The sequence below is a fragment of the Amycolatopsis sp. 505 genome (genome assembly GCF_031625235.1).
Classification (GTDB): Bacteria; Actinomycetota; Actinomycetes; order Mycobacteriales; family Pseudonocardiaceae; genus Amycolatopsis.
The window spans coordinates 514,146-539,047 of the sequence record NZ_JACKQP010000004.1; the positions used below are offsets into that span (position 1 = coordinate 514,146).

The following is a 24,902-nucleotide window of genomic DNA, read 5'->3' on the forward strand; positions in this document are numbered from 1 at the left end:
GTCACAGTGGCGCGACCGCGCGGACTTGCACCGCGTTCCGGAATCACCTCGTCTGGCCGGTTGAGCGTAGGTCCGCCGTTCCGCGCCCGTCAATGTGACAATGCCGCGGTGACTCGAATGGTGGCCGCCCTCGATGTGGGCGGGACGACGATCAAGGCGGCGCTGCTCGACGAGGAGCTCCAGCCCAAGGCGGCCTTGCGCGCGGAGACGGCCCGCAGCGCGGACGGGACGGCGCTGGCCGCGCAGACCGTGGACATTGTGGCCGCGCTGGCCGAGCAGGCGGGCACCGGGCAGCCGGCCGCGGTCGGGGTGGTGGTGCCGGGGATCGTCGACGAGGAAACCCGCGTCTGCCACTTCTCGGCCAACCTCGACTGGCGCGAAGTCCCGTTCGGTGAGCTCCTGGAGGACCGGCTCGGGCTGCCGGTCGCCTTCGGGCACGACGTCACCGCGGGCGGCATCGCCGAGTTCCGCGTGGGCGCCGGGCGCGGCGCGACGAACGCGGCGTTCATCCCCGTCGGCACCGGGATCGCCGCCGCGCTGCTGCTCGACGGCCGGATCCACCGCGCGCACGGGCAGGCGGGCGAGGTCGGGCACATCGACGTCGGCCACGCCGGCAAGTGCGGCTGCGGCGCGACCGGCTGCCTGGAGGCCATCTCGTCGGCGGCCGCGATCGCCCGCCGCTACACCGAGCGCACCGGGCGCCCGGCCGACGGTGCGCGCGAGGTCGTCGAGCTGGCGCGACGTGGTGACGAGGTCGCCGTCGCCGTGGTGCAGGACGCGCTCGACGGGCTCGGCCACGGCATCCGGACGCTGCTGACGCTGCTCGGCCCGGAGGTGATCGTCCTGGGTGGCGGCCTGTTCACCGCGGCCGACTACGTGCTGGAGCCGGTGCGCGAGTGGCTGGCCGCGCACCTGACGTTCCAGAAGATGCCGGAGCTGCGGATCGCCGAGCTGGGCGACGAAGCCGGGCGGCTGGGCGCCGGATTGCTGGCCTTCGACCTGCTCCGGGCCTGAGCCGGCCGGAGGCCACCGCCACGGTGGCCTCCGGCTCGGTCACAGGGCGCGCAGGAAGGCCAGCGACGGCATGAAGAAGTACTCGCCGCCCCGCAGCGTCACCGACTGCGGCACCGGGCCGGCCGTCCGCTGGGCGGAGCCGCCCCAGTCCACGGTGTAGTCCGAGGACCCGCGCTCGCCCTGGCCGATCACCGGGTCCAGGCCCGGCGTGACGCCGTCGACGATCGGGAAGCCCGGGTTGTCCGCCCAGATCGCCTGGGTGAACTCGAACTGGTTGCCCAGCACCGAGTTGAAGGCCATGAACAGCAGCCCGACGCCACCGCTCGGCCGCGCCGCGGGCGGGACGTCGGCGTTCGGGTCGTCCGGGCGCTCGCCGTAGGTGACGCCGCGGCGGGCCATCAGGTGCCGCCGCTCGTCGGCCGGCTCTTCGGCGCCGCCGGAGCCGCGCGGGTTCGTCTTGCGGATGTGCGCCTGGAACGGGCACTTCAGCGCGGCGCGGTCGCTGTCGTAGGTGAAGTTGTTCGACACCGGGCTTTCCGCGCCGTCTTCCCGCTGGGTGGTCAGCGGCGTGCCGTCCTCGAACCGGCCGATGATCATCGCGCCGGCCCGCTCGCGGTCTTCACCGGTGAGGCCGAGGGTGTCGGCCAGGTCCTCTTCGGCCTGCTTGAACCGCCGGACGTTCTGCTCCAGTTTGCGGAAAACGAAATAGCTGCCGAAATGCACGCCGGGATCCGGCGCCGCGGGGTCGGGAACCAGCACCTGCTCCAGCGGTGACGCCGGGTTCCAGACGTTGATTCCGTCGGTGTTGTTCTTCTCCGCGTCGACGTCTTCGGTGAGGAACAACGGCTGGCTGCGGCCGTCGACGTACCCGAAGTGCTCGATGCCCTCGCCGCGCGCGTTGACCCGGCCGAGGCCGATCTCCTCGGCGAGCACGGTGGCCGAATCCGGCAGCAGGCCGAGGATTTCGTTGCGGCGCGCGGCCATCGCCTTGTCGGTCGCGTCCCCGACCAGGACGACGGCGTGGATTTCGCTGCGGTAGCCCGGATCGAACGTCGAGCGCGGCGGGTCGTTCAGCCGCTGCCGCGTCTGCGGTGCCGTCATCCCGCGCAGGAACGCCTCGTCCTGCGGGAAGTTCTCGACGCCGAGGGCGCGGTAGCCGGCCGCGGTGAGCCCGACGCCGACGTACGGCGTTCCCCCGCCGGACTCGGCCTTGAAGGCGCTCACCTCGTCGAGATGTGCCTTGGCGGACTTCATCTTCCCGGTGACCGAGACGAGGAACGCCCGCGCCTCCGCCGCGTCGCCGAAGGCGAGGAACAGGGCGGACAGGTGATCGCGGACGTGGGCCTTGAGGATGTTCGGCTGCAGCTCGCCGAGCATCGTCGCGGCATCGCCGGTCGCCGTGGTCCAGGACAGCGTGGTGGACAGATCGACACTCATTCGGGTCCCCTCCCCTTGTGAAAAAGCCCGCCTCTCGGCGGGCACCCGGCCGGCCGGACTCCCCCCTCGGCCGACCGGGTCCCCTGAATACAGAGTGCAACGCCGGAGGCGGTCGAGGCCACCCGATTGCCGGATTCACACGAAAGATTAAGTTGAGCGTGAAACAGTTTCCGACCGGAAACAAAAAGGGCTACTCGGGTTCCCCTTGAGCGTCCACGGAGGGACGGGGAAATGCGCGCCGGTAATCGCCCGGTGACACGCCGAGTTGCTTGAGGAAGTGGTGCCGCAGGTTGTTCGCGGTGCCGAGGCCGCTCAGCGCCGCGACCTTCTCCATCGGGAGCCCGGTCGATTCCAGGAGCGTCTGCGCGCGGGCCAGGCGCTGGTTGAGTAGCCACTGCAGCGGCGTCGTCCCGGTGGCGCGCCGCAGCTGCCGGTAGAAGGTGCGCGGGCTGACCGCGGCCCGGCGGGCCAGGTCCTCGATCGTCAGGGGCCGGTCGAGGTGCGCGCGGGCCCAGTCCAGCACCGGCGCGAGACCCCGGTCGTCGGTGGCGGGGACGGAGAGGTCGACGAACTGGGCCTGGCCGCCGGGGCGGTGCGCGGGCACGACCAGCCGGCGGGCCAGCTGGTTGGCGACGTGCGCGCCGAGGTCGCGGCGGACGAGGTGCAGGCAGAGGTCGAGCCCGGCGGTCATCCCGGCGCTGGTGAGGACGTCGCCGTCGTCGACGTAGAGGACCGAGTCGTCGACCCGGACCGCCGGGTGGCGCTCGGCGAGCTGGGCGGTGTGCATCCAGTGGGCGGTGGCGCGGCGGCCGTCGAGCAGCCCGGCCGCGGCGAGCGCGAAGGCGCCGGTGCACAGCGACACCACCCGCGCGCCGTTGCCGTGGGCGGTGCGCAGGGCCGCGACCAGGTCCGCGGGCACCGGCACGCCGTCTTCCACGCAGGCGTCGGGGACCGAGGGCACGATGACCGTGTCGGCGTCCTCGAGGCCGTCGAGCCCGTACGGCGTCCGCAGGGCCAGGCCGGGCCCGCTCGGTCCCGGGGAGCCGACTCCGCAGATCCGCAGGTCGTACCAGGGATCGGCCAGATCGGGCTGCGGGACACCGAACACGGTGGCCGCGATGCTCACTTCGTAGAGATCCCAGGTCCGGAGCCCGATTTCCGCGGGCACGACCAGGGCGACGGACCCGGCGCTCATGGGTCCGATCGTATGGCAGGAATTTGGTGCCGGGCGTCAGTGGTGCCACTGGCCGGTGCCCCGCCCGCGCTGCGAATCTGGCGGCCGATGATCACCGGTGTTTGGGGAGCAGGGGAATGAAGCAGTCTGTGACGGTTCTCGGCCTGGGGGCGATGGGTTCGGCGCTGGCCGGAGCCCTGCTGGATCGCGGTCACGCGGTGACGGTGTGGAACCGCACGGCCGGGAAGGCGGCGTCGCTGGTGGAGCGGGGAGCGCGGCTCGCGGCTACGCCCGCGGAGGCGATCGCGGCGAGCCCGCTCGTCGTCGCCTGCGTGCTCGACTACGCCGTGCTGCGGGCGGTGCTCGGCGCGGAGTCGTTGAGCGGCAGGGATTTCGTGAACCTGACGTCCGGTTCGCCGGAGCAGGCCGAGGAAGCCGCCGGGTGGTTCGGCGCGCAAGGTGCCGGCTACCTCGACGGCGCGATCATGACCACGCCGGAGGGGGTCGGCTCGGCGGAGGTGATGTTCCTGTACAGCGGGCCGCGGCCGGTGTTCGACGCGCACGAACCGGTGCTGGCGGCGCTCGGCGACCCGGTGTACCTCGGGGCGGACGCGGGTCAGGCGTCGCTGTACGACGCGGCCCTGCTGGGCCTGATGTGGTCGGCGATGGCGGGCTGGCTGCACGGCGCGGCCCTGGTTGGAGCGGAGAAGACGACGGCGGCCGAGTTCACGCCGGTGGCGATCCGCTGGCTGGGGACGGTGAACCGGTTCTTGACGCGGTACGCGGACCAGGTCGACGAGGGGCGCTACCCGGGCGACGACGCCACGGTGGACGTGCAGGTCGCGGCGATCGGGCACCTCATCCACGCGGCCGAGGCGCGCGGGGTGGACAACGCGCTGCCGGAGTTGCTGAAGTCGATGCTGGAACGCGCGAGCGCGGCCGGGCACGGGTCGGACAGCTTCGCGAGCCTGGTGGAGGTGTTCGCGGGCCGGGTGGCGGCGAGGTAGGGAATTGGGGGCGGTCGATCGGCTGCCGGGCCCAGCCGACTCAGCGCGCTGCCGGGCCGCTGGGAGTGCCGGGGCTGTTTCGCCGTCGGTCCGCCTGGCGCGGCGGCGAGGTGAATCAGCCGAGGGTGGTGGTTGCCGCCAACAGCTCGTCCAACGCTTCGCGGACCAGCTCGGTGAACTCCCGTTCGCTGTCCGGGGCGACCCAGCGGGCGAAGCCCGTCGAAAAGGCGAGCCCCCCGATCTCCGCGGCCAGGGCGGCCGTCGGGTCCGGGACTCCGCGGGCGCGCAGGGCGTCGGCCATTGCGGCCCGCAACGTCGCCAGCTTCAGCAGCTCGCGCTCGCGCAGGTCGGTGTGGCCGGCGACCACCGCTCGGACCTGGCGGGCCCGGGCCCGCCGGTGCGGTCCCATGGCGGCCGCCGCTGCGGTCAGCGCCACCGCCACCGCCTCTGCCGGGCTGGCCGACGCTGGCGCGTCCGCGATCGCTTCGGCGAAGATCCGGCTCAGCACGTCCTGGCCCGCGAAGAGCACTTCGCGCTTGTCGCTGAAGTGGCGGAAGAAGGTCCGCTTCGTCAGCCCGGCCCGCTCCGCGATCTCGGCGACCGTCACGCTGTCGTACCCGCGCTCGCCGAACAGGTCGAGCGCGGCGTCGAGCAGGCGCTCGCGCGTGTTCGGCTCCCAGCGGCTCATGACCCCAGCCTAGGCGATGACACCTGGTGTCATCGCGGTGCTATGGTGATGACACCAGGTGTCATCACGAACGGGAGAAGCTCATGCGTGTGTTCGTCACCGGCGCGTCCGGCTGGATCGGCCGGGCCCTCGTGCCCGAACTCCTCGAGGCGGGCCACGAGGTCGTCGGGCTCGCCAGGTCGGACGGCTCGGCCGGCACCGTCGCGGCCATGGGCGCCGACGTCCTCCGCGGCGACCTCACCGACCTCGACGTCCTGCAAAGCGGCGCCGAGGGGGCCGGAGGCGTCGTCCACCTCGCCTTCGGGCACGACTTCGGCCGGATGGACGACGCGATCCGGACCGACGCGGCCGCCGTCGCCGCCATGACCGGCGTCTCGGCCGGCAAGCCCTTCGTCGCCGCCTCGGGGACGCCGATGGTGCCCGGGCGTCCGGCGACCGAGCGGGACGACTCCCTCTTCGCGGGCCCGGTGGCCGGCCGGGGAGACATCGCCCGTGCCGTATTGAAAACCACCGAGCAGGGCGTCCGCGCGTCGCTGGTCCGGCTGCCGCGTTCGGTCCACGGCGAAGGCGACGCCCACGGCCTCATCGCCCGCCTGGTTGCCCTGGGGCGAGAGAAGGGCATCGCGCCTTACGTCGGCGACGGGACGCAGCGCTGGCCCGCGGTGCACGTCCTGGATGCCGCTCATCTCTTCCGGCTGGCGCTGGAGCAGGCTCCCGCCGGTGCCGTGCTGCACGCCGTCGGCGACGAAGGCGTGCGGATCCGGGACGTCGCCGAGGTGGTCGGCCGCCGCAACAACCTGCCGGCCACGTCCGTGACCGCCGAAGAGCTCGGCTTCCTCGGGGGTCTGCTGGCGCTCGACCAGCCGGCTTCCTCCGCGGCGACCCAGGAGTCGCTCGGCTGGCGGCCCACGCAGCCGGGGCTGCTGGACGACCTCGAAAAGGGTTACTACGACTGAGAAGTGGGACAGCGCCGGCGGAGGTGGCGACGATGACACCTCCGCCGGCGCCGGGTCTTACGCGATCGGCCGGTCCGTCGGCGCGATCGGGCGGGGCAGGACGTCGCGGCCGGTCAGGTAACTGTCGACGCCGGCCGCGGCGCTGCGGCCCTCCGCGATCGCCCAGACGATCAGGGACTGGCCGCGGCCCATGTCGCCGGCCACGAACACGTTGTCCAGGCTCGTCTTGAACGCCTTGTCGCGCGCCACGTTGCCGCGCGCGTCCAGCTCGACGCCCAGCTCCTCGAGCAAGCCCTGCTTCTGCGGCCCGAGGAAGCCCATCGCCAGCAGGACGAGCTGGGCGGGCAGCTCGCGTTCCGTGCCTGGCACCGGTACGAACTTGCCGCCCTCGTTGCGGACCTCGACCAGCTTCAGCGCACGCACCCGGCCATCGGAGTCACCCAGGAATTCCTGCGTGTTCACCGCGTAGAGCCGTTCGCCGCCCTCTTCGTGCGCCGAGGACACCCGGTAGATCATCGGGTACGTCGGCCAGGGGTGCGCGTCCGAGCGCGACTCCGGCGGCTTCGGCATGATCTCCAGCTGCGTCACCGACCGCGCACCCTGGCGGTGCGACGTCCCGACGCAGTCCGCGCCGGTGTCGCCACCGCCGATGACCACGACATCCAGGCCGGCGGCAGAGTACGGCGACTCCGAAAGCTCGCCCGAAGCGACCCGGTTGGCCGGCGGCAGGAACTCCATCGCCTGGTGGATACCGTCGAGCTCCCGGCCGGGGATCGGCAGGTCGCGCCAGTCGGTCGCGCCACCGGCCAGCACCACGGCGTCGTAAGCCAAGAGCTCGGAAACCGCCAGGTCGACGCCGACGTTCACCGACGTCCGGAACTCCGTGCCCTCGGCGCGCATCTGGTCGAGCCGCCGGTCGAGCCGGGACTTCTCCATCTTGAACTCGGGGATGCCGTAGCGCAGCAGCCCGCCGATCTTGTCGGCCCGCTCGAGGACCACGACGCTGTGGCCCGCGCGCGTGAGCTGCTGCGCCGCGGCAAGACCCGACGGGCCGGACCCGACGACCGCGACCTTCTTGCCCGTCTTCACAGTGGGCGGCTGCGGCGTCACCCAGCCTTCGTCGAAGGCCCGGTCGATGATCGAGATCTCGACCCGCTTGATCGTCACCGGGTCGTCGTTGATCCCGAGCACGCACGCCGTCTCGCAGGGTGCCGGGCACAGCGTCCCGGTGAACTCCGGGAAGTTGTTCGTCGCGTGCAGCCGTTCGATCGCCTGCTGCCAGTCCTCGCGCCAGGTCAGCGTGTTCCACTCCGGGATGAGGTTCCCGAGCGGGCAGCCCTGGTGGCAGAACGGGATGCCGCAGTCCATGCAGCGGCCCGCCTGCTTCTGCAGCTTCGTGGTGGCGAAGTCCTCGTAGACCTCTCGCCAGTCCATCAGCCGGAGGTCGACCGGACGCCGCTTCGGCTCTTCGCGGGTGGTGGTCAGAAAGCCCTTGGGGTCAGCCATGTGCGGCCTCCATGATCGCCTCGTTCACGTCGCGCCCGTCGCGCTCGGCCTGCACCTGGGCGGCGAGCACGCGCTTGTAGTCCTTCGGCATGACCTTCCCGAAGCGGTCGACGCCCGCGTCCCAGTCGGCCAGCAGTTCCCGCGCGACCGCGGATTCCGTTTCGTTGTAGTGCTTCTCCAGCGTTTCCCGCAGGAAGTCCGCGTCCTCGGAGTCGAGCGGGTCGAGGTCGACCATCTCCGGGTTGACGCGGTGCGCGGGCAGGTCCAGCACGTACGCGATGCCGCCGGACATGCCGGCCGCGAAGTTGCGCCCGATCGGGCCGAGCACGACCATCCGGCCGCCGGTCATGTACTCGCCGCCGTGGTCGCCGACGCCCTCGACGACGGCCAGCGCGCCCGAGTTGCGCACGCAGAACCGCTCGCCGACCTTGCCGCGGATGAAGATCTCGCCGCTGGTCGCGCCGTAGCCGATGACGTTGCCGGCGATGATCTGCTCTTCGGCGACGTACTGCGCTTCCCGCGGCGGCCGCACGATCAGCCGTCCGCCGGAGAGGCCCTTGCCGACGTAGTCGTTGCCGTCACCGTAGAGCCGCAGCGTGATGCCCTTCGGCACGAAGGCACCGAACGACTGGCCGGCGGTCCCGGTGAAGGTGACGTCGATGGTGTCGTCGGGCAGCCCTTCGCCGCCCCACCGCTTGGTCAGCTCGGACCCGAGCATGGTGCCGACGGTCCGGTTGACGTTGCGCACCGGCAGTTCCAGCCGCACCTTGTCGCCGGAGTTCAACGCACCCTCGGCCAGCTGGATCAGCGTGTTGTCCAGGGCCTTCTCCAGGCCGTGGTCCTGCAGCGTCTGCTGCAGCCGCAGGCCGGCCGGGGCCATGTCCGGCACGTGGAAGATCGGCGACAGGTCGAGCCCGGACGCCTTCCAGTGCTCGATCGCCTTGCGCTTGTCGAGGAACTCGGCGTGCCCGACGGCTTCGGCGATGGACCGGAACCCGAGCTCCGCCAGGTACTCGCGGACTTCCTGGGCGATGAACTCGAAGAAGTTGACGACGTACTCGGCCTTGCCGCTGAACTTCTCGCGTAGCTTCGGGTTCTGCGTCGCGACGCCCACCGGACACGTGTCGAGGTGGCAGACACGCATCATGATGCAGCCCGACACCACCAGCGGCGCGGTCGCGAAGCCGAACTCCTCGGCGCCGAGCAGTGCCGCGACGATGACGTCCCGGCCGGTCTTGAGCTGGCCGTCGGTCTGCACGACGATCCGGTCGCGCAGCCGGTTGGCCAGCAGCGTCTGCTGCGTCTCGGCCAGGCCGAGCTCCCACGGGCCACCGGCGTGCTTGATGGACGACAGCGGCGACGCGCCCGTCCCGCCGTCGTGACCCGAGATGAGCACGACGTCCGCGTGCGCCTTGGAGACGCCCGCCGCGACCGTGCCGACGCCGACCTCGGACACGAGCTTCACGTGGATGCGCGCGTTCGGATTGGCGTTCTTGAGGTCGTGGATGAGCTGCGCCAGGTCCTCGATCGAATAGATGTCGTGGTGCGGCGGCGGCGAAATCAGGCCGACACCCGGCGTCGAGAACCGCGTCTTCGCGATCCACGGGTACACCTTCGCGCCGGGCAGCTGCCCGCCCTCGCCGGGCTTCGCGCCCTGCGCCATCTTGATCTGGATGTCGTCGGCGTTGACGAGGTACTCGCTCGTGACGCCGAAGCGCCCCGAAGCGACCTGCTTGACCGCGGAGCGACGCTCCGGGTCGTACAGCCGCTCGGCGTCTTCGCCGCCCTCACCGGTGTTGGACTTGCCGCCGAGGCGGTTCATCGCGATGGCGAGGGTCTGGTGCATCTCCATCGAGATCGACCCGTAGGAGATGGCGCCGGTGGCGAACCGCTTGACGATCTCCGAGACCGGCTCGACCTCCTCGATCGGCACCGGCGCGCGCTTGCCGTACTTGAAGTCGAACAGCCCGCGCAGCGTCAGCAGCTTCTCGGCCTGGTCGTCGACGGCCTTCGTGTACTCCTTGAAGATCTCGTACTTGCCGGACCGCGTGGAGTGCTGGAGCTTGAACACCGTCTGCGGGTTGAACAGGTGCGGCTCGCCTTCGCGCCGCCACTGGTAGTCCGCGCCGGTCTCCAGCTCGCGGTGCGGTGCGTGGAACCCGTCGGCCGGGAACGCGTACTTGTGCCGCTTCGCGACCTCGTCGGCGAGCGTCTCGAAGCCGACGCCGCCGAGGCTGGACGTCGTGCCGGTGAAGCAGTTCTCGATGACCTCTTCGCCGAGCCCGATGGCTTCGAAGATCTGCGCGCCGGTGTAGGACGCGACGGTCGAAACGCCCATCTTGGACATCGTCTTGCGGACGCCCTTGCCGAGCGCCTTGATCAGGTTCTGCGTCGCCTGCTTCGGCGTCACGCCGGGGATCAGGCCGCGGTGGGCCATCTCCTCGACGGTCGCCATCGCCAGGTACGGGTTCACCGCGGCCACGCCGTACCCGATGAGCAGCGCGATGTGGTGCACCTCGCGCGCGTCGCCGGCCTCGACGATGAGGCCGACCTGCGTGCGCGTCTTCTCGCGGACGAGGTGGTGGTGCACCGCGCCGGTCAGCAGCAGCGACGGGATCGGTGCGTGGTGCTCGTCGACACCGCGGTCGGACAGCACGATCAGCCGGGCGCCGTCCTCGATCGCCTCCGACACCTCGGCGCGGATCTCGTCCAGCCGCTTGACCAGCGCGTCGCCGCCGCCGTGCACGTTGTACCGGCCGAGCACGGTGACCGCCTGGAACTCCGGCAGGTCGCCGTCGTCGTTGACGTGCACCAGCTTGGCGAACTGGTCGTTGTCGAGCACCGGGAACGGCAGCACGATCCGGCGGCAGCTGGCCGCGTTGCCCTCCAGGAGGTTCGGCTCGGCGCCGATCTGCGTGCCGAGCGCGGTGACGAGCTCCTCGCGGATGGCGTCCAGCGGCGGGTTCGTCACCTGGGCGAACAGCTGGATGAAGTAGTCGAAGATCAGCCGCGGCCGGCTGGACAGCGTCGCGATCGGCGAGTCGTTGCCCATCGAGCCGATCGGCTCCGCGCCGGTGCGGGCCATCGGCTCGAGGATGGCTTCGAGCTCTTCCTCGGTGTAGCCGAACGCCTGCTGGCGGCGCACGAGCGCGGCGTGCAGCGGGACCTCGCGGTCGCGCTCGGGCAGGTCTTCGAGGTGCACGAGCCCGGCGTCGACCCACTCGTCGTACGGGTGGGCGGTGGCCAGCTCGGTCTTGACCTCTTCGTCCTCGATGATCCGGCCTTCGACGGTGTCCACGAGGAACATCCGGCCGGGCTCGAGACGTCCCTTCCGGACGATCGTCGCCGGGTCGATGTCGAGCACGCCGACCTCGGAGGCGAGCACGACCAGGCCGTCGTCGGTCACCCAGTACCGGCCGGGGCGCAGGCCGTTGCGGTCGAGGACCGCGCCGATCTGGCTGCCGTCGGTGAAGGCGACCAGCGCCGGGCCGTCCCACGGTTCCATCAGCGTCGAGTGGAACTCGTAGAAGGCGCGCCGCGCGGGGTCCATCTCCTGGTGGTTCTCCCAGGCCTCCGGGATCATCATCAGGACGGCGTGGGGCAGCGAGCGGCCGCCGAGGTGCAGCAGCTCCAGGACCTCGTCGAAGCTCGCCGAGTCGCTGGCGCCGCGGGTGATCACCGGGTAGACGCGCTTGAGGTCGCCCGGGATCAGGTCGGTTTCCAGCAGCGCCTCGCGGGCGTCCATCCAGTTGCGGTTGCCGCGCAACGTGTTGATCTCGCCGTTGTGCGCCACGTACCGGTACGGGTGGGCCAACGGCCACGACGGGAACGTGTTGGTGGAGAACCGGGAGTGCACCAGGCCGATGGCGCTGGTGACGCGCTCGTCGGTGAGGTCGGCGAAGAACCGCTCGACCTGCGGCTCGGTGAGCATTCCTTTGTAGACGATCGTGCGCGAGGACAGCGACGGGAAGTACACGTCGTCCTCGACGAGCTCGTGCTCGGCGCGTTTGCGGACGCAGAACGCGCTGCGCTCGATGTGCAGCGGGTCCGCGTGCTCCGGCTTCGGGCGGCGCGCGGCGAGGAACAGCTGCGTGAAGTGCGGCATGGTTTCGGCCGCGGTCGGCCCGCAGTGCTCGGTGTGCACCGGCAGCTCGCGCCAGCCGAGGACGCGCATGTCCTCCTCGGCGGCGATGCGCTCGATGGTCGTCATCGCCCGGCCGCGGCGCTTTTCGTCCTGCGGCAGGAAAGCCGTGCCGACCGCGTAGGTGCCCGGTTCGGGGAGCTCGAAGTCCACGACCGCGCGGTAGAACTCGTCCGGGATCTGGATCAGCAGGCCGGCGCCGTCGCCGGTGTCCGGTTCGGCGCCACGAGCCCCGCGGTGTTCCAGGTTGCGCAACGCGACCAGGGCCTTGGCGACGATCGCATGATCTCGGCGCCCGGTCAGGTCGGCGACGAAGGCGACACCGCAGGCGTCGTGTTCGTAGTCGCTCCGGTAGAGGCCCTTGGCCTCGGCGTTGCTGAGCTGCTCCCCGGACGGGGGCAGGGAACTGGCACGGTGGGTCACGGCTGGCCGCCTCCCAAGGCGTTGGCGCGACCGGTACTCACTCCATGGGGTGGTTCGAGCTGAACCGGTTAACGAAGTGGTCCGGAACCGCGATGGTCAGTCGAGAACAGTTGCTGTTGTCGAGGTGCTGGATGACGCGAGGAACCGGCCGAGCGCCGATGCTCGGAAACCGGCCGCGATCATCTGGGAGGCCGCACAACGCTGGGCAGCCGAACATGTCGGGTGCTGCGAGCGCGCACAGGCCGGCCACGGTGGTGGGGGCCGTCCGGAGCGCGCGGTGTTACTCCCGGGTTCGCCGGGTCTTATGACGATAGTGTGAATTCGCTGTTATCGACATACGTCGTTGCGCCCGGGTGGGAAATGCCACGCATGCGTTGACGTCCCCGGGGGTAGTCCCATATGTCGGGCCAGCTCTCCCGTAGAGCGGGCTGCAACGCCGTTGACCTGGGAAAACGTCCGTCCGAAGTGGTCGGGGGTGGCTGGTGGAACCCCTGGTCGAGGTGGGAAGCTGGGTGCATGGCGGCTTGGCTCGATGACTGATCGTTATCTCTCCGTGGCTCGGGACGGCGTCCACGAGATCGAGATCAAGCGCTCCCGGTTCCTCTGCGCGCTCGCTCCGGTGACGTCGGAAGAGGCCGCGCGCGAGTTCATCGCGGCCCGCCGCCGCGCGGATCCGGGGGCGCGACACCACTGCCACGCCTTCGTTTTGGGGCCGGATGGGCGAACTCAGCGGTCCAGTGACGACGGTGAGCCGGCGGGCACGGCGGGTACGCCGATGCTGGAAGTGCTGCGCCGCCGGGACCTGACCGACACGGTCGCCGTGGTGACGCGGTACTTCGGGGGAGTCCTGCTGGGGGCGGGAGGGTTGATCCGGGCGTACGGTCAGTCCGTTTCGGACGCTGTGGAAGTTGTTGGTGTACTAGAACACCGGCGTCTCAGCCTGGTCGAAGTGGCGGTGCACTACGACCGCGCGGGCCGGCTGGAGAACGACCTGCGCGCGTCGCCGTACCTCCTCCACGCGACCCGCTTCGACGAGCTGGCCCGCTTCGAGATCGGCCTGGCACCGGGGGAGGGAAACGCCTTCGCGGGCTGGCTGGCGGACCTGACGAACGGCGAAGCGGCGACGACCCCGCTCGGCGACCACTGGGTGACCTCCACTCCCCAAGGTCGCGAATGACTCATTCGGGACCTGCGACGTCCCGAATGAGTCATTGGCGGCACTGCGGCGGGGTGGTCCACCGGGGCTGCGTGGTCCGGTCGCGAAACCGCTTGGCGCGCAACGAACTTTCGGCGCTTCCGTGCGCGGACCCTTCCGTGGCACCATGTCGTGCCACCGAGTTCCGGTACCACTTCTACCCCCTGGACGTTGCCGGCGCGGCTCGACCCGCGCTGACAACGTTGTCACCACCCGTTCTGCTTGTCCGACAACGTTGTCGCCCGGCGGGAATGCGTGCGACAAGGAGAGGAAGGGTCATGTCCAGACCATTGGCCGGCCGGGTGCGCGCGGCCGCGCTCGCCGCGGTGCTCCTCGGCGCGGGGCTGGCCGCGCCACCAGCCGGCGCCGCGACGCTCGCCCTCACCCAGTACGTGAATCCCTTCATCGGCACCGACAACAGCAACTCGCCCAACCCGGTGCCCGGAGGTGCCGGCGGCAGCACCTACCCCGGCGCCGTCGTGCCGTTCGGCATGGTGCAGTTCAGCCCGGACACCCCGACCGCGTCACCGTCGGGGTACCGCTACAGCGACACGAGCATCGAGGAATTCAGCCTCACCCACTTCAACGGCGCCGGCTGCGCCAACAACGAAGACCTCGGCCTGCTGCCGATCACCGGCGCGATCGGGACGTCGCCGGGCACCGGGTGGACCGGGTACGCGGGCCGGTACACCAAGGCCAACGAGTCCGCCGCGCCCGGCTACTACAAGAACAAGCTCGACAGCTACAACACCACCGTCGAACTGTCCGCCACCCAGCGGTCCGGCTTCATGAAGCTGACCTACCCGAACACGACGTCCGCGCGGCTGCTCGTCAACACCAGCCGCAGCGCCACCGGGTCCCGCAGCGGAAGCATCAGCATCAGCGGCAGCCAGCTCACCGGTTCGGTGACCGGCGGCGGGTTCTGCGGCTCGTCGAAGACTTACCAGATCTTCTACGTCATCCAGTTCGACCGCGCGCCCAGCGGGTTCGGCACCTGGCTCGGCGGCACCGTGAACGCCGGTTCCGCGAGCACCAGCGGCACGAACTCCGGCGGCTACGTCACCTTCGACACTTCGAGCAACACGACCGTGCAGGCGAAGATCGGCATCTCGTTCGTCAGCCTCGCCAACGCTCAGGCGAATCTGGCCGCCGAGAGCCCCGGCTTCGACTTCGCCGGGATCCGCGGCGCAGCCGACACGAGCTGGAACAACGTCCTCAACCGCGTCCAGATGACCGGCGGGGCGACCGCGGACCTGCAGAAGTTCTACACGGCGCTGTACCACGTCTTCCAGAACCCGAACATCGCCAGCGACACGAACGGCCAGTACCGCGGGTTCGACCAGGCGGTGCACACCGCGTCCCACACCGTCTACCAGAACTACTCCGGCTGGGACATCTACCGGTCGTGGGCCGCGCTGATCGGGCTCGTCGCGCCGAACGAGGCGAGCGACATCGCGAAGTCCATGGTGCTGGACGGCCAGCAGGGCGGGTTGCTGCCCAAGTGGTCGCACAACAGCAACGAGCACTTCGTGATGACCGGTGACCCCGGCCCGATCATCGTCGGCAGCATGTACGCCTTCGGGGTTCGCGGGTTCGACACCGCGGCCGCGTTGACGCTGATGGACAAGAGCGCCAGTGGCGGCACCACGCAGGGTCAGGCGATCCGCGGCCGGGAAAGCGGCTACCTGAGCCGGCACTACGTCTACGAGGACCCGTCGGACTCGCTCGAGTACTCGGCGTCGGACTTCGCGGTGGCGCAGTTCGCGAAGGCCGTCGGTGACACCACGAAGTACAACACCTACATGCAGCGCGCCCAGTGGTGGCAGAACGTGTTCGGCCCCGACTCCGGCTACATCCAGCCGCGGGGCAGCACGGGCACCTGGGCGTGGCCGGTCGTGCCGTCGAGCAACAGCGGCTACACCGAGGGCAACCCGTCGCAGTACACCTGGATGGTGCCCTACAACTACCAGGGCCTGATCAACCTGATGGGTGGCCGCCAGACCGCCGTCCAGCGGCTGGACCACCACTTCACCCAGCTCAACGGCGGGCTCACCCAGCCGTACTTCTACATCGGCAACGAGCCCGAGCACGGCGTGCCGTGGGCGTACAACTACGCCGCCCACCCGCAGGGCACCAGCTCGGCGGTGCGGCGGGTGATGAACGAGTCGTTCACCACCGGCCCGGGCGGCCTGCCCGGCAACGACGACCTCGGCGCCACCTCGGCGTGGTACGTCTTCGCCGCGCTGGGGATGTACCCGGCCACGCCGGGCGCGGACGTCCTGGCCCTGCACGGCCCGCTGTTCCCGGCGGCGTCGATCATCCGGCCGTCCGGGACCATCCAGATCACCGGGAGCGGTGCGGGCCAGGGCACGCAGTACGTGCAGAGCGTGAGCGTCAACGGCGTCTCGACGACGAAGTCGTGGATCCGCTACGGCGACATCGCGGGCGCGGCCACGCTGGGTTACACGATGGGCTCGTCGCCGAGTGCGTGGGGCACTAACGTGTCCGACGTCCCGCCGTCGTACAACGACGGGTTCACCCCGCCGGCCGCCGCGCCGGAGCTCGGGACGAACCTGGCCCAGGGCAAGGTGGCCACGGGCTCGGCGTCGTGCAACTCGGCCGAGACTCCCGCCAAGGCCGTCGACGGCAGCCTGGCGAACAACAGCAAGTTCTGCAGCACGGCGGCGACGAAGTTCCTCCAGGTCGACCTCGGGTCGGCGCAGAACGTGTCCTCGTTCGTGGTCAAGCACGCCGGCCTCGGCGGCGAAACCACCGGCTGGAACACCGGCGCCTTCACGATCCAGACGTCGACCGACGGCTCGTCGTGGACCACGGTGGCGTCGGTGTCCGGGTCCCGGGCGAGCCGCACGTACCACCCGATCACCACCCGGTCGGCGCGGTACGTGAAGCTCAACCTGACAACCCCGGCCAACGACGGCAACGGCGCGGCCCGGATCTACGAGTTCGAGGTCTACCGCTGACCCCTCGTGAGTGTTTAGGCGGGTTCTAACCCGCCTAAACACTCACGACCCGGCCGCGGCAGACCACTCCTCGCGGGTGATGCCGTACTCGACTTCGCCGTGCTCGCTGCCCGGGGCCCGCTCGTGCTCCGGGAACTCCTCGAAGTAGGTGCGGACGAACGTCATCCCCAGTTTTTCCATCACGCGGCGCGAGGCCTTGTTCACCGTCATGGTGAACGCCGTCACCCGGGTGACCCCCAGTTCGGTGAAGCCCTTCGCGAGCAGTGCCGCCGAGCCCTCGGTGCCGTAGCCCTTGCCCCACGCCTTCCGGTGCAGCCGGTAGCCGAGTTCGGGCTGGTCCGGCGGGTCGCCCGGGCGCGGGCGGAAATGGAACCACCCCAGGAAGTCGCCGGTGCTCTTTTCGATCGCCGCCCAGAACCCGTAACCGGGGAAACGCTCGTAGTAACCGAGGAACGCGGGAAGGTCCAGGGTGACGATCTCCGTGCGGTCCGCCGGCTGTCCCCCATTGAGGTACTTCATCACGGCCGGGTCGTCGTAGAGCTCGAAGAGCGCGTCCGCGTCGTTCTCGGTGAACCGGCGGAGGATCAGCCGCTCGGTTTCGAGGAATACGTGCATCGGATGATGCTGGCAGTGACCCCAGTGCGTGGCAAACGTGTTTACGCCGCGGTGGCGAAAACCTCGCCGAGCGCCCGCGATCCGGCGTCGGTGAGCAGCGCGGGCACGCGCTCGCCGCACTTGCCGGGGTGCGCGGGTGCGATCAGGCCGAGCCGCGCGAGCCGGTGCACGGTGGACTGGTCGCAGCAGCTCAGGCCGTCGATGAAGAGGTCGGGCTCGCAGCTGCAGCTGATCTCGGCGTGGCCGCCGGCCACGGCTCTCAGTGTGGCGCGCTCACGGTGGTTCAAATCGGTGATCATGGCGGCGCCTCCTTCCCGTCGTGCTCATTAGACGCCCCGCCACCGACAGTTTCCGCCTTTGAACGTGCGAACCCGGGTATTTCAGGGGTGCACGTAGGGGGCGGCGTGTCGCGCCGTTCCGGGGTCATCCCCGGATACCCCTACGGGAGCGGTTCAAGCGTCGTCTTCCGCAGGTGCCGGAAAACGATCGACGTCCGGAACCCGACGATCTCCCGGCGCAGCGCGAGCCGGTCGGTCAGGAATGCGTGCAGCGCGTCGATGTCCGGCGTGGTGACTTCGATCAGGAAATCGTCGTTTCCCGCCGTGACGTACACCGACAGCACTTCCGGGAGTTCGGCGATCGACCGCTGGAAGGAATCGATCACCGCCCGGCTCAGCGGCCGCACCTGCGCCGTGACGAGCGCCCGGACGCCGCGGTTGAGGCTCGGCAGGTCGATGTCGGCGTGGTAGCCGCGGATGACGCCGCGTTCGCGCAGCAGCCGGATGCGCTCGAGGCACGTCGACGGCGCGATGCCGACCTTCCGGGCGATGTCCCGGTTGGTCTGGCGGGCGTCTTCCTGCAGCAACCGCACGATCGCCGAATCAAGTTCGTCCAGCACGGGGCCCTCCGTAGCCTCGCCGAATTTCGTTCGGCAGCCGGTCCTGACTGCCGACTGTCACCCTAACTTCGGCGCTCATGACCGCACATGAGCAGCTCGTAGTCCACCGAGGCCGTCGATCCGGCGTCCCCACGATGGTCGCGATCCATTCGACCGCGCTCGGCCCCGCCGTCGGCGGCTGCCGGTTCAAGCCCTACGGCACGCTCGAAGAAGCCATCGGCGACGTCCTCCGCCTGTCGGCCGCCATGACCGCGAAGTGCGCCGTCGCCGGCCTGGCGTTCGGCGGCGGCAAGAGCGTCATCGCACCTGAGCCGGGCCGCGTCCTTTCGCCCGAGGAGCGCCGGGCCGTCCTGCTCGACCACGCCGACCTGATCGCCGAGTTCGGCGGGGCCTACCAGGCGGGCCCGGACGTCGGCACCGGCCCGGCCGACATGCTGGTGCTCCGCGAAGCGTCGCCGTACGCGTTCTGCACGCCCGAATCCGCGGGCGGAACCGGTTCCTCCAGCGGGCCGACCGCCCTGGGGGTGCTCGCCGCGCTACGGGCGGCGGCCGGACCGGACCTCGCGGGCCGCCGGGTCGTGATCAGCGGCTACGGCTCGGTGGGCGCCCACCTCGCGGCGAGCCTCCACACGGCGGGCGCCGACGTCGTCGTCTCCGACATCGACGCGGGGAAACGGCCCGGCGCCGAAAAGCTGGGCCTGACCTGGGCCGAGCCGGAGAAGGTCCTGACCCTCACCGCCGACGTCGTCATCCCGGCGGCGGTGGGCGGGGTGCTCGGCCCGGAGACGGTGGCCCGGCTCGACACACCGCTCGTCGTCGGGCCCGCCAACAACCAGCTCACCTCCGACACCGTCGCGGACGACCTCGCCGCACGCGGCATCGTGTGGATCCCGGACTACGTGGCCAGCGCGGGCGGGATCCTGTACACACTTTCGCGCGAGGCCGAGGGCCTGGACCACGAAGCCGCGCTCGCTCGCGTGGAGACGATCGAGGACACCGTGCGCACCCTCCTCGAGGCCGCCGCGGCCAACGCGACCACTCCGCTGCACGAAGCGGCCGCGCTGGCGCGAACCCGGCTCACTTCTGGTGCGGAGCCACGTACTCCTTCGCTTCCGGAGCTTCGAACAACGGCTTGACGTACTTGACGCCGCCCTCGGCGGAGGCATCCGGCGTCGCCGCGTACACCTGGCGCGTCGCCGGCGTTCCCGGCTTCGAGAAGTCGAGCGCCGCGACCAGGTTGTCCGTGCTCGCCGACGTCGTCTGCTTCAGCGCCGCGGCGATGCCGTCGCGCGTCAGGTCCTTGTTGTCGCACGCCTTCTTCAGGACCGCGCCCCACACCTCGCCGACCGCGTAGCCGTACGGGACGCCGCCGTTGGGGGTTTCCTTGTACGCGGCCTTGTACTTCGCCGCGACGTCCTTCGCCTTCGGGATGTCCGCGGAGAACGGCACGCTGCTCGCCACGACCGTCAGCTTGTCGAGCGCTCCGGCGGCCGGGCTCTTCAGCAGCGCCGGGTCGAACGTCGGGTTGTTGCCCAGCACCGGGACGTTCAGCCCGAGCGCCTTGTTGGCCCCGACCGTCGAGCCGGTCTGCGTCGGCGTGGTCGTCAGCACGATCACCTTCACGCCTTCGCCCTTGAGGCCGGTGACGACGTTGGTCAGGTCGCTGTCGGTCGAGGTGATCTTGACTTCCTTCAGCGTCAGGTTGTGCTTCTTGGCGTAGAACTGCGAGCCGCGCAGGCCGTTCTTGCCGTACTCGCCGTCGATGTAGATGTGCCCGATCGTGTCGCCGTCCTTCAGCTGCCCCTGCTCCTGCAGGTACGACAGGCCGTCGATGATCTCCAGGTCGTAGGTCGTCCCGACGATCATCACGTACGGGTTGTCGAGCAGCTCGGACGACCAGGACGCGGGCGCGGCGGTCGTCTTGTCCGAGGCCAGGTTCTGCTTCAGCGCGGCCACCACCGGTGAGCCCAGCAGCTGCACGAACCCGAGCACCTTCGGCTCGATCTGCGGGTACAGCGTCTTCGCCGTGTCGGCCTTGTAGCCGTGGTCGACCTCCTCGAGCCTGACCTGCCGCCCGCACACGCCGCCGGCCGCGTTGAAGTCCTTGGCCCACAGCTCGTTGCCCTGCGTGACGCCGAGGCCGAGGTTCTTGAACACGCCGGACTTGTCGGTCATCACGCCGAGCGTCACCTCGTTCGCCGTCACCCCCTTGCCCGTCTTGACGCCGGAGCTGTCCGGGCCCGACGCGCCCGAGTCGTTCGCTTTCGTGCTGCACGCCGAGAGCGCGAGGACGGCCACCAGCGCCGCCGCCAGGTGTGTGCGTTTCATGATTCCTCCGGGGGTTGACGGCGAGGCCGGGTGAGCCGGCGGCCGATCGCGGCGAGCCCGCCCGGCTCGAACAGCACGACGAGGATGATCGCGGCGCCGTAGACGAACGAGCTGACCAGGACCGGGGTCAGCGCGCCGTCGCCGGTGCCGGAAAACCAGCCCAGGTCGGCCGAATACAGGGCGAGGACCTGCGGCAGCCCGTTGACGATCAGGGCGCCGACCAGCGCGCCGGGGACCGAGCCGAGGCCGCCGATGATGACCATCGCCAGGTAGGCGATCGAGACGTTGATGCCGTAGGTGCCGAACTCGCTCTCGTCCGGCTTGAGGATGTCGAACCACAGCACGGTCATCGCGCCGGCGAGGCCGCCGTAGGCCGAGGAGACGGCGAACGCGCCCGCCTTGGCCCGCAGCACGCTGACGCCCATCACCGCGGCCGCGGCCTCGTTGTCGCGCACCGCCCGCCACGACCGCCCGACCCGCCCGCGGACCGCGCCGCGGGCGATCACGAACGCGAGCACGGTGAGCAGCAGGAACAGGTACCACATCCGCTCGGCCTGGCGGATCGGCACGCCGAGCAGGGTGATCTCCGGTCCGTCGTCGGTGAACGGGAAGCCGAACAGGGAGAACGGCGCCGGCGCGCGCCCGGTCGACGTCCCGCCGGTGAGCTCCTCCGCGGACTGTCCGAAGTAGAGGCCCAGGAAGACCAGCGCCAGCGAGGCGACGCCGAGGTAGATCCCGCGCAGCCGGCCGGCGACCGGCGCGAAGGCCAGGCCGAGCAGGGCCGCGACGACCACCGCGCCGAGCAGCGAGAGGCCGGGGTCGAGACCGAGGCCGACCACCCGGTCGTCGCCGGCCGGTCCGGAGAGGACGGTGTAGGCCGTGCCGCCGGCGAGCAGGAAGAACGCGTGGGCCAGGGAAAGCTGTCCGGCCTGGCCGACCACCAGCGTCAGCCCGATCGCGCCGACCCCGCCGATCATCATATACTGCCCGGCCTTGAGCCACGCCGCGTCGAGGTACAGCGGCAGGGCGAGCAGGACGACCAGCAGCGCGAGGGAGACGACCCGGCGGACCAGCCGCGCCGGGCTGCGGCGTGGGCGTGGCGGCGCGGCCGTTTCGGCTGGGGTGTCCACTTCGGACACGGCTTGGTCAGACACGGGTCCGCTCCCTCGTGCCGAACAGCCCCGACGGCCGCGCCACCAGGACCACCAGCATCACCAGGAACACCGCGCTCTTCGAGAAGTCGAACGAGACGTACTGCGCCGACAGGGCCTCCGCGATCCCGACGACCAGGCCGCCGACGACCGCGCCCGCCGTCGAGTCGAGGCCGCCGAGGATCGCCGCGGGGAAGGCGGCCAGCGCGATCGAGTGCGTCCCGCGCGAGAGCCCGGCGCCGGAGAAGTCCTGCGTCGCGATGAACAGCACGGCCACCCCGGCGAGCAGGCCGGCGACCAGCCACGCGGTCGCGGTGACGCGCGAGCTGCGGATGCCCATCAGCGCGGCGGCCTCGCGGTTCTCCGCCTGCGCCCGCATGGCCACGCCCCAGTTCGAGTACTTGAAGGCCAGCCAGAACGCCGTGATCAGCACCGCCGCGACGGCGAGCGCGACCAGGTGCGTGCGGAACAGCGTGATCCCGCCGAGCCGGAACGGCTTCGCGTCCCAGGCGTCGCCGAGGAAGGGTAGCGTGACGCCGAGGCGGCGCACGATCTCCTCGGTGACGATCACGTCGACGCCGATGGTGAGCAGGGCCAGGCTGTTCGCGTCGGCGTGCCGGGAGCGGGCCAGCAGCAGCCGCTCGACCAGCAGGCCGAGCAACCCGGCCGAGACGATCCCGGCAAGCGACGCGCCGGCCCAGCCCAGCGCGTCCTTCGACACCACGACGAGGTAGCCGCCGAAGAGCACCAGCGAGCCGTGCGCGAAGTTGACCACCTCGGTGGCCTTGAAGATGATCACGAAGCCCAGTGCCAGCAACGCGAACACCGCGCCCTTGCCGAGGCCGTTCACCACGAGCTGCAGGAAAGTGTTCACGCTGCCTCCGTGCCCAGGTAGGCCTTGATGACGTCCGGGTCGGACTGGACCTGCGCCGGGGTGCCGTCGGCGATGCGCCGGCCGAAGTCGAGCACCGTGACCCGGTCGGCGATGCCCATCACCAGGCCCATGTCGTGTTCGACGAGCAGGATCGAGATGCCGAGCTCGGCCCGGATCCCGCTGATGATGCCGGCCAGCTCCGCGGTTTCCGCCGCGTTCATCCCGGCCGCCGGCTCGTCGAGCAGGAGCAGCACCGGCTCGACGGCCAGCGCGCGGGCGAGGTCGACGCGCTTGACGACGCCGTAGGGGAGCGCGCCGACCGGAGCGTCGACGACCGCTTCGAGCCCGAGGAACGCGCAGATCTCCCGCGCGCGCTCGGCGTGCCGGCGTTCGGCGCGGACCGTCCACGGCAGCCGCAGCCCGGCTTCGAGGAACCCGCCGCGGGTGAGCGCGTGCCGGCCGAGCATGACGTTGTCCAGCACGGTCGAGCCGGGGGAGAGGGCCGCGTTCTGGAAGGACCGCCCGACGCCGAGCCCGGCCAGCTTGTGCGGCGCGAGCCCGGTGAGGTCGGTGTCCCCGAGCCGCACGCGCCCGGTGCCGGCCCGGTAGAGGCCGCTGATCACGTTGAAGCAGCTGGACTTCCCGGCGCCGTTCGGCCCGATCAGCGCGTGCAGCGAGCCGGGGGTGACGGTGAAGCTCACGTCGTCGAGCGCGCGGATCCCGCCGAACCGGAGCGAGACGTTCTCGACCCGCAGTTCCGGCGGCGTCATCCGGCCCACCTCGACAGGGTCCGGCCCGCCAGGCTCCGGCGTGCGGTCTCCGCCTCGGCTTCGGCGGTCTCCGGCGATTCGGCGTGCCCGCCGAGGTAGAGCCGCTGGACGTCCTGGCTGGCGGCCAGCTCGGCCGCGGTCCCGGCCAGCGCCACCCGGCCCACTTCGAGGACCACGGCGTGGTCGGCGACGTTCAGCGCCATCACGGCGTTCTGCTCGACCAGCACGACGGCGGTGCCCTGGTCGTGGATTTCGCGGATGGTCCGGCCGATCTGCTCGACGACCTTCGGCGCGAGACCCAGCGACGGCTCGTCGAGCAGCAGGAGCTTCGGCGCGGACATCAGCGCCCGGCCGATGGCCAGCATCTGCTGCTCGCCGCCGGACAGCAGGCCCGCGCGCTGCCTGGCGCGTTCGGTGAGCACCGGGAACAACTCGCCGACCCGCTCGCGTGCGCCGGCCCGCTCCGCCGCGGTCCGGGCGCCGATACCGCCGGCCCGCAGGTTCTCCTCGACGGTCATCCGGGCGAACACCTGCCGCCCTTCCGGCACGCCGACGACGCCGAGCCGGACGATCCGGGCGGGGTCGAGCTTGCCGAGCGCGTGGCCGGCGTAGCGGATCTCGCCGGCGTCGATCGCGCCCCGGTGCATCCGGAGGGTGCCGGAGACGGCCCGGAGCAAAGTGGACTTCCCGGCCCCGTTGCTGCCCAGCACGGCCAGCACGCCGTCGGCGGAGACGTCGAGATCGATCCCGTGCAGGGCGGCCGTCGACCGGCCGTACCGCACCCGCAGGCCACGCACGGTCAGCACGAACTCACTCCGGAACGCAAGGGGCCTCCTCCGCTCGTGTGACGTGAGTCACGGTCGGTGGCGGTCATCCTGCGATCAGACGTGGCTCCCGGACACCCCCACCTGGAGACCCCGCGGGCTACGAAACGGACACGGCGGACTCCCGCAGCGCTGCGAACACGTCAGGCGAAGTCGTGCACTCGCCGAGGCGGACCGGCTTGCGATCGCCGTGGAAGTCGCTCGACCCGGTGGCGAGCAACCCCAGGCCGGCGGCCACTTCCCGGAGCCGGTCGCGGACGTCCGGCGGCTGCTCGGGGTGGTCGGCCTCGATCCCCGCGAGTCCCGCGGCAGCGAGCGCGGCCAGCTGCGCGTCCGACACCGAAGCACGCCGCTTGACCGAGCGGGGATGGGCGAGCACCGCCACGCCGCCGGCCGCGCGGACCAGCGCGATCGCGTCCACAGCGGACAGGACGTGCTTGGGGACGTCCGCCCGGCCGCCGTCGGCGATCCAGTCGGACGTGAAGGCGTCGGTGATGCCCACCGCGGCCAGCGCCGCGGCGATGTGCGGACGGCCCAGCGGCGCGCCCGCGGCGATCGCCTCGACCTGCGCCAGGGTGATCGGCGCCCCGAGTTCCCGGCAGCGCTCGACCATCCGGACACCGCGGCGGACGCGGTCGGTGCGGATCAGCTCCAGCTCGTCCGCCAGCGGCGCGGAGGACGGGTCGACGAAGAGGCCGAGCAGGTGCACCTCGAACTCGTCCAGGCGGCACGAGATCTCGACCCCGGGGACGAGCTCGACGCCGGCGGCGGCCGCGGAAGCCTCGGCCAGGCCCGCGAAGGTGTCGTGGTCGGTGAGGGCGAGCACCGCCAGCCCGGCTTCGGCGGCCAGGCGCGGGAGCTGCGCCGGTGGCGTCGTCCCGTCGGAGGCCGTGCTGTGCGCGTGCAGGTCGATCATCACC

The 24,902-nt window shown here is 70.9% G+C and carries 20 protein-coding genes; 6 read left to right on the top strand and 14 right to left on the bottom strand.

Going from position 1 to position 24,902, the window contains the following annotated elements; all coding sequences use genetic code 11:
- Positions 1-117 precede the first annotated feature (117 nt).
- The gene (locus H5965_RS18335; protein ID WP_310971376.1) at positions 118-1,014 is read left to right on the top strand and encodes an ROK family protein; all 897 of its coding nucleotides are present in this window, start codon (positions 118-120) and stop codon (positions 1,012-1,014) included.
- 39 nt (positions 1,015-1,053) lie between these two features.
- On the opposite strand, the gene H5965_RS18340 is transcribed toward H5965_RS18335, so the two are convergent.
- Entirely contained in the window at positions 1,054-2,451 is a 1,398-nt protein-coding gene (locus H5965_RS18340) for a peroxidase (RefSeq protein WP_310971219.1), read from the bottom strand.
- A 190-nt stretch (positions 2,452-2,641) separates the two neighbouring features.
- Complete coding sequence (locus tag H5965_RS18345) at positions 2,642-3,646, bottom strand: helix-turn-helix domain-containing protein (RefSeq protein WP_310971220.1); 1,005 nt, start codon at positions 3,644-3,646, stop codon at positions 2,642-2,644.
- Positions 3,647-3,762: 116 nt separating this feature from the next.
- Here H5965_RS18345 and H5965_RS18350 point away from each other — a divergent pair, with 116 nt between their 5' ends.
- The gene (locus H5965_RS18350) at positions 3,763-4,632 is read left to right on the top strand and encodes an NAD(P)-binding domain-containing protein (protein WP_310971221.1); all 870 of its coding nucleotides are present in this window, start codon (positions 3,763-3,765) and stop codon (positions 4,630-4,632) included.
- Between the two features lie 115 nt (positions 4,633-4,747).
- On the opposite strand, the gene H5965_RS18355 is transcribed toward H5965_RS18350, so the two are convergent.
- Complete coding sequence (locus tag H5965_RS18355) at positions 4,748-5,320, bottom strand: helix-turn-helix domain-containing protein (protein WP_310971222.1); 573 nt, start codon at positions 5,318-5,320, stop codon at positions 4,748-4,750.
- A gap of 83 nt (positions 5,321-5,403) precedes the next feature.
- Here H5965_RS18355 and H5965_RS18360 point away from each other — a divergent pair, with 83 nt between their 5' ends.
- Positions 5,404-6,276: an SDR family oxidoreductase gene (locus tag H5965_RS18360; protein ID WP_310971223.1), complete on the top strand. Its 873-nt coding sequence runs from the start codon at positions 5,404-5,406 to the stop codon at positions 6,274-6,276.
- Between the two features lie 57 nt (positions 6,277-6,333).
- Here the strand turns inward: H5965_RS18360 and H5965_RS18365 are convergent, their stop codons facing one another.
- Together H5965_RS18365 and gltB are read right to left on the bottom strand one after the other, a co-directional pair.
- A complete protein-coding gene (locus H5965_RS18365) occupies positions 6,334-7,782 on the bottom strand; it encodes a glutamate synthase subunit beta (protein WP_310971224.1) in 1,449 nt (482 codons plus the stop codon).
- The gene (gltB, locus tag H5965_RS18370) at positions 7,775-12,346 is read right to left on the bottom strand and encodes a glutamate synthase large subunit (protein WP_310971225.1); all 4,572 of its coding nucleotides are present in this window, start codon (positions 12,344-12,346) and stop codon (positions 7,775-7,777) included. Before gltB ends, H5965_RS18365 begins: the two co-directional genes overlap by 8 nt.
- A gap of 532 nt (positions 12,347-12,878) precedes the next feature.
- On the opposite strand from gltB, the gene H5965_RS18375 reads away from it, so the two are divergent.
- Together H5965_RS18375 and H5965_RS18380 are read left to right on the top strand one after the other, a co-directional pair.
- Positions 12,879-13,523 carry a YigZ family protein gene (locus tag H5965_RS18375; protein ID WP_310971226.1) on the top strand — a complete coding sequence of 215 codons (645 nt, stop codon included), beginning with the start codon at positions 12,879-12,881 and terminating at the stop codon, positions 13,521-13,523.
- Positions 13,524-13,819: 296 nt separating this feature from the next.
- Positions 13,820-16,522: a GH92 family glycosyl hydrolase gene (locus H5965_RS18380; protein WP_310971227.1), complete on the top strand. Its 2,703-nt coding sequence runs from the start codon at positions 13,820-13,822 to the stop codon at positions 16,520-16,522.
- Between the two features lie 42 nt (positions 16,523-16,564).
- On the opposite strand, the gene H5965_RS18385 is transcribed toward H5965_RS18380, so the two are convergent.
- The 3 genes from H5965_RS18385 to H5965_RS18395 form a co-directional block, all read right to left on the bottom strand.
- Positions 16,565-17,137, bottom strand: coding sequence for a GNAT family N-acetyltransferase (locus H5965_RS18385; protein WP_310971228.1), 573 nt, complete (start codon positions 17,135-17,137; stop codon positions 16,565-16,567).
- A gap of 41 nt (positions 17,138-17,178) precedes the next feature.
- Positions 17,179-17,436: a hypothetical protein gene (locus H5965_RS18390; protein WP_310971229.1), complete on the bottom strand. Its 258-nt coding sequence runs from the start codon at positions 17,434-17,436 to the stop codon at positions 17,179-17,181.
- 140 nt (positions 17,437-17,576) lie between these two features.
- Complete coding sequence (locus H5965_RS18395; protein ID WP_308673114.1) at positions 17,577-18,032, bottom strand: Lrp/AsnC family transcriptional regulator; 456 nt, start codon at positions 18,030-18,032, stop codon at positions 17,577-17,579.
- An 80-nt stretch (positions 18,033-18,112) separates the two neighbouring features.
- Between H5965_RS18395 and H5965_RS18400 the strand changes: the two genes are divergently transcribed.
- Positions 18,113-19,171 carry a Glu/Leu/Phe/Val dehydrogenase dimerization domain-containing protein gene (locus H5965_RS18400; protein ID WP_310971230.1) on the top strand — a complete coding sequence of 353 codons (1,059 nt, stop codon included), beginning with the start codon at positions 18,113-18,115 and terminating at the stop codon, positions 19,169-19,171.
- Here H5965_RS18400 and H5965_RS18405 read toward each other — a convergent pair.
- The 6 genes from H5965_RS18405 to H5965_RS18430 form a co-directional block, all read right to left on the bottom strand.
- Positions 19,113-20,363, bottom strand: coding sequence for an ABC transporter substrate-binding protein (locus tag H5965_RS18405; protein WP_310971231.1), 1,251 nt, complete (start codon positions 20,361-20,363; stop codon positions 19,113-19,115). The genes H5965_RS18400 and H5965_RS18405 overlap by 59 nt on opposite strands.
- Positions 20,360-21,502, bottom strand: a complete 1,143-nt coding sequence (locus tag H5965_RS18410; protein WP_396136915.1) for a branched-chain amino acid ABC transporter permease — start codon at positions 21,500-21,502, stop codon at positions 20,360-20,362. The genes H5965_RS18405 and H5965_RS18410 overlap by 4 nt, the downstream gene beginning before the upstream one ends.
- Positions 21,503-21,509: 7 nt before the next feature.
- Entirely contained in the window at positions 21,510-22,388 is an 879-nt protein-coding gene (locus H5965_RS18415) for a branched-chain amino acid ABC transporter permease (RefSeq protein ID WP_310971233.1), read from the bottom strand.
- On the bottom strand, positions 22,385-23,158 hold the full coding sequence (locus H5965_RS18420; protein WP_310971234.1) for an ABC transporter ATP-binding protein: 774 nt from the start codon (positions 23,156-23,158) through the stop codon (positions 22,385-22,387). The genes H5965_RS18415 and H5965_RS18420 overlap by 4 nt, the downstream gene beginning before the upstream one ends.
- Positions 23,155-23,964 (bottom strand): ABC transporter ATP-binding protein, encoded by an 810-nt coding sequence (locus H5965_RS18425; protein WP_310971235.1) that lies wholly within the window; start codon positions 23,962-23,964, stop codon positions 23,155-23,157. The genes H5965_RS18420 and H5965_RS18425 overlap by 4 nt, the downstream gene beginning before the upstream one ends.
- 118 nt (positions 23,965-24,082) lie before the next feature.
- Positions 24,083-24,898: a PHP domain-containing protein gene (locus H5965_RS18430; RefSeq protein WP_310971377.1), complete on the bottom strand. Its 816-nt coding sequence runs from the start codon at positions 24,896-24,898 to the stop codon at positions 24,083-24,085.
- Positions 24,899-24,902 lie beyond the last annotated feature (4 nt).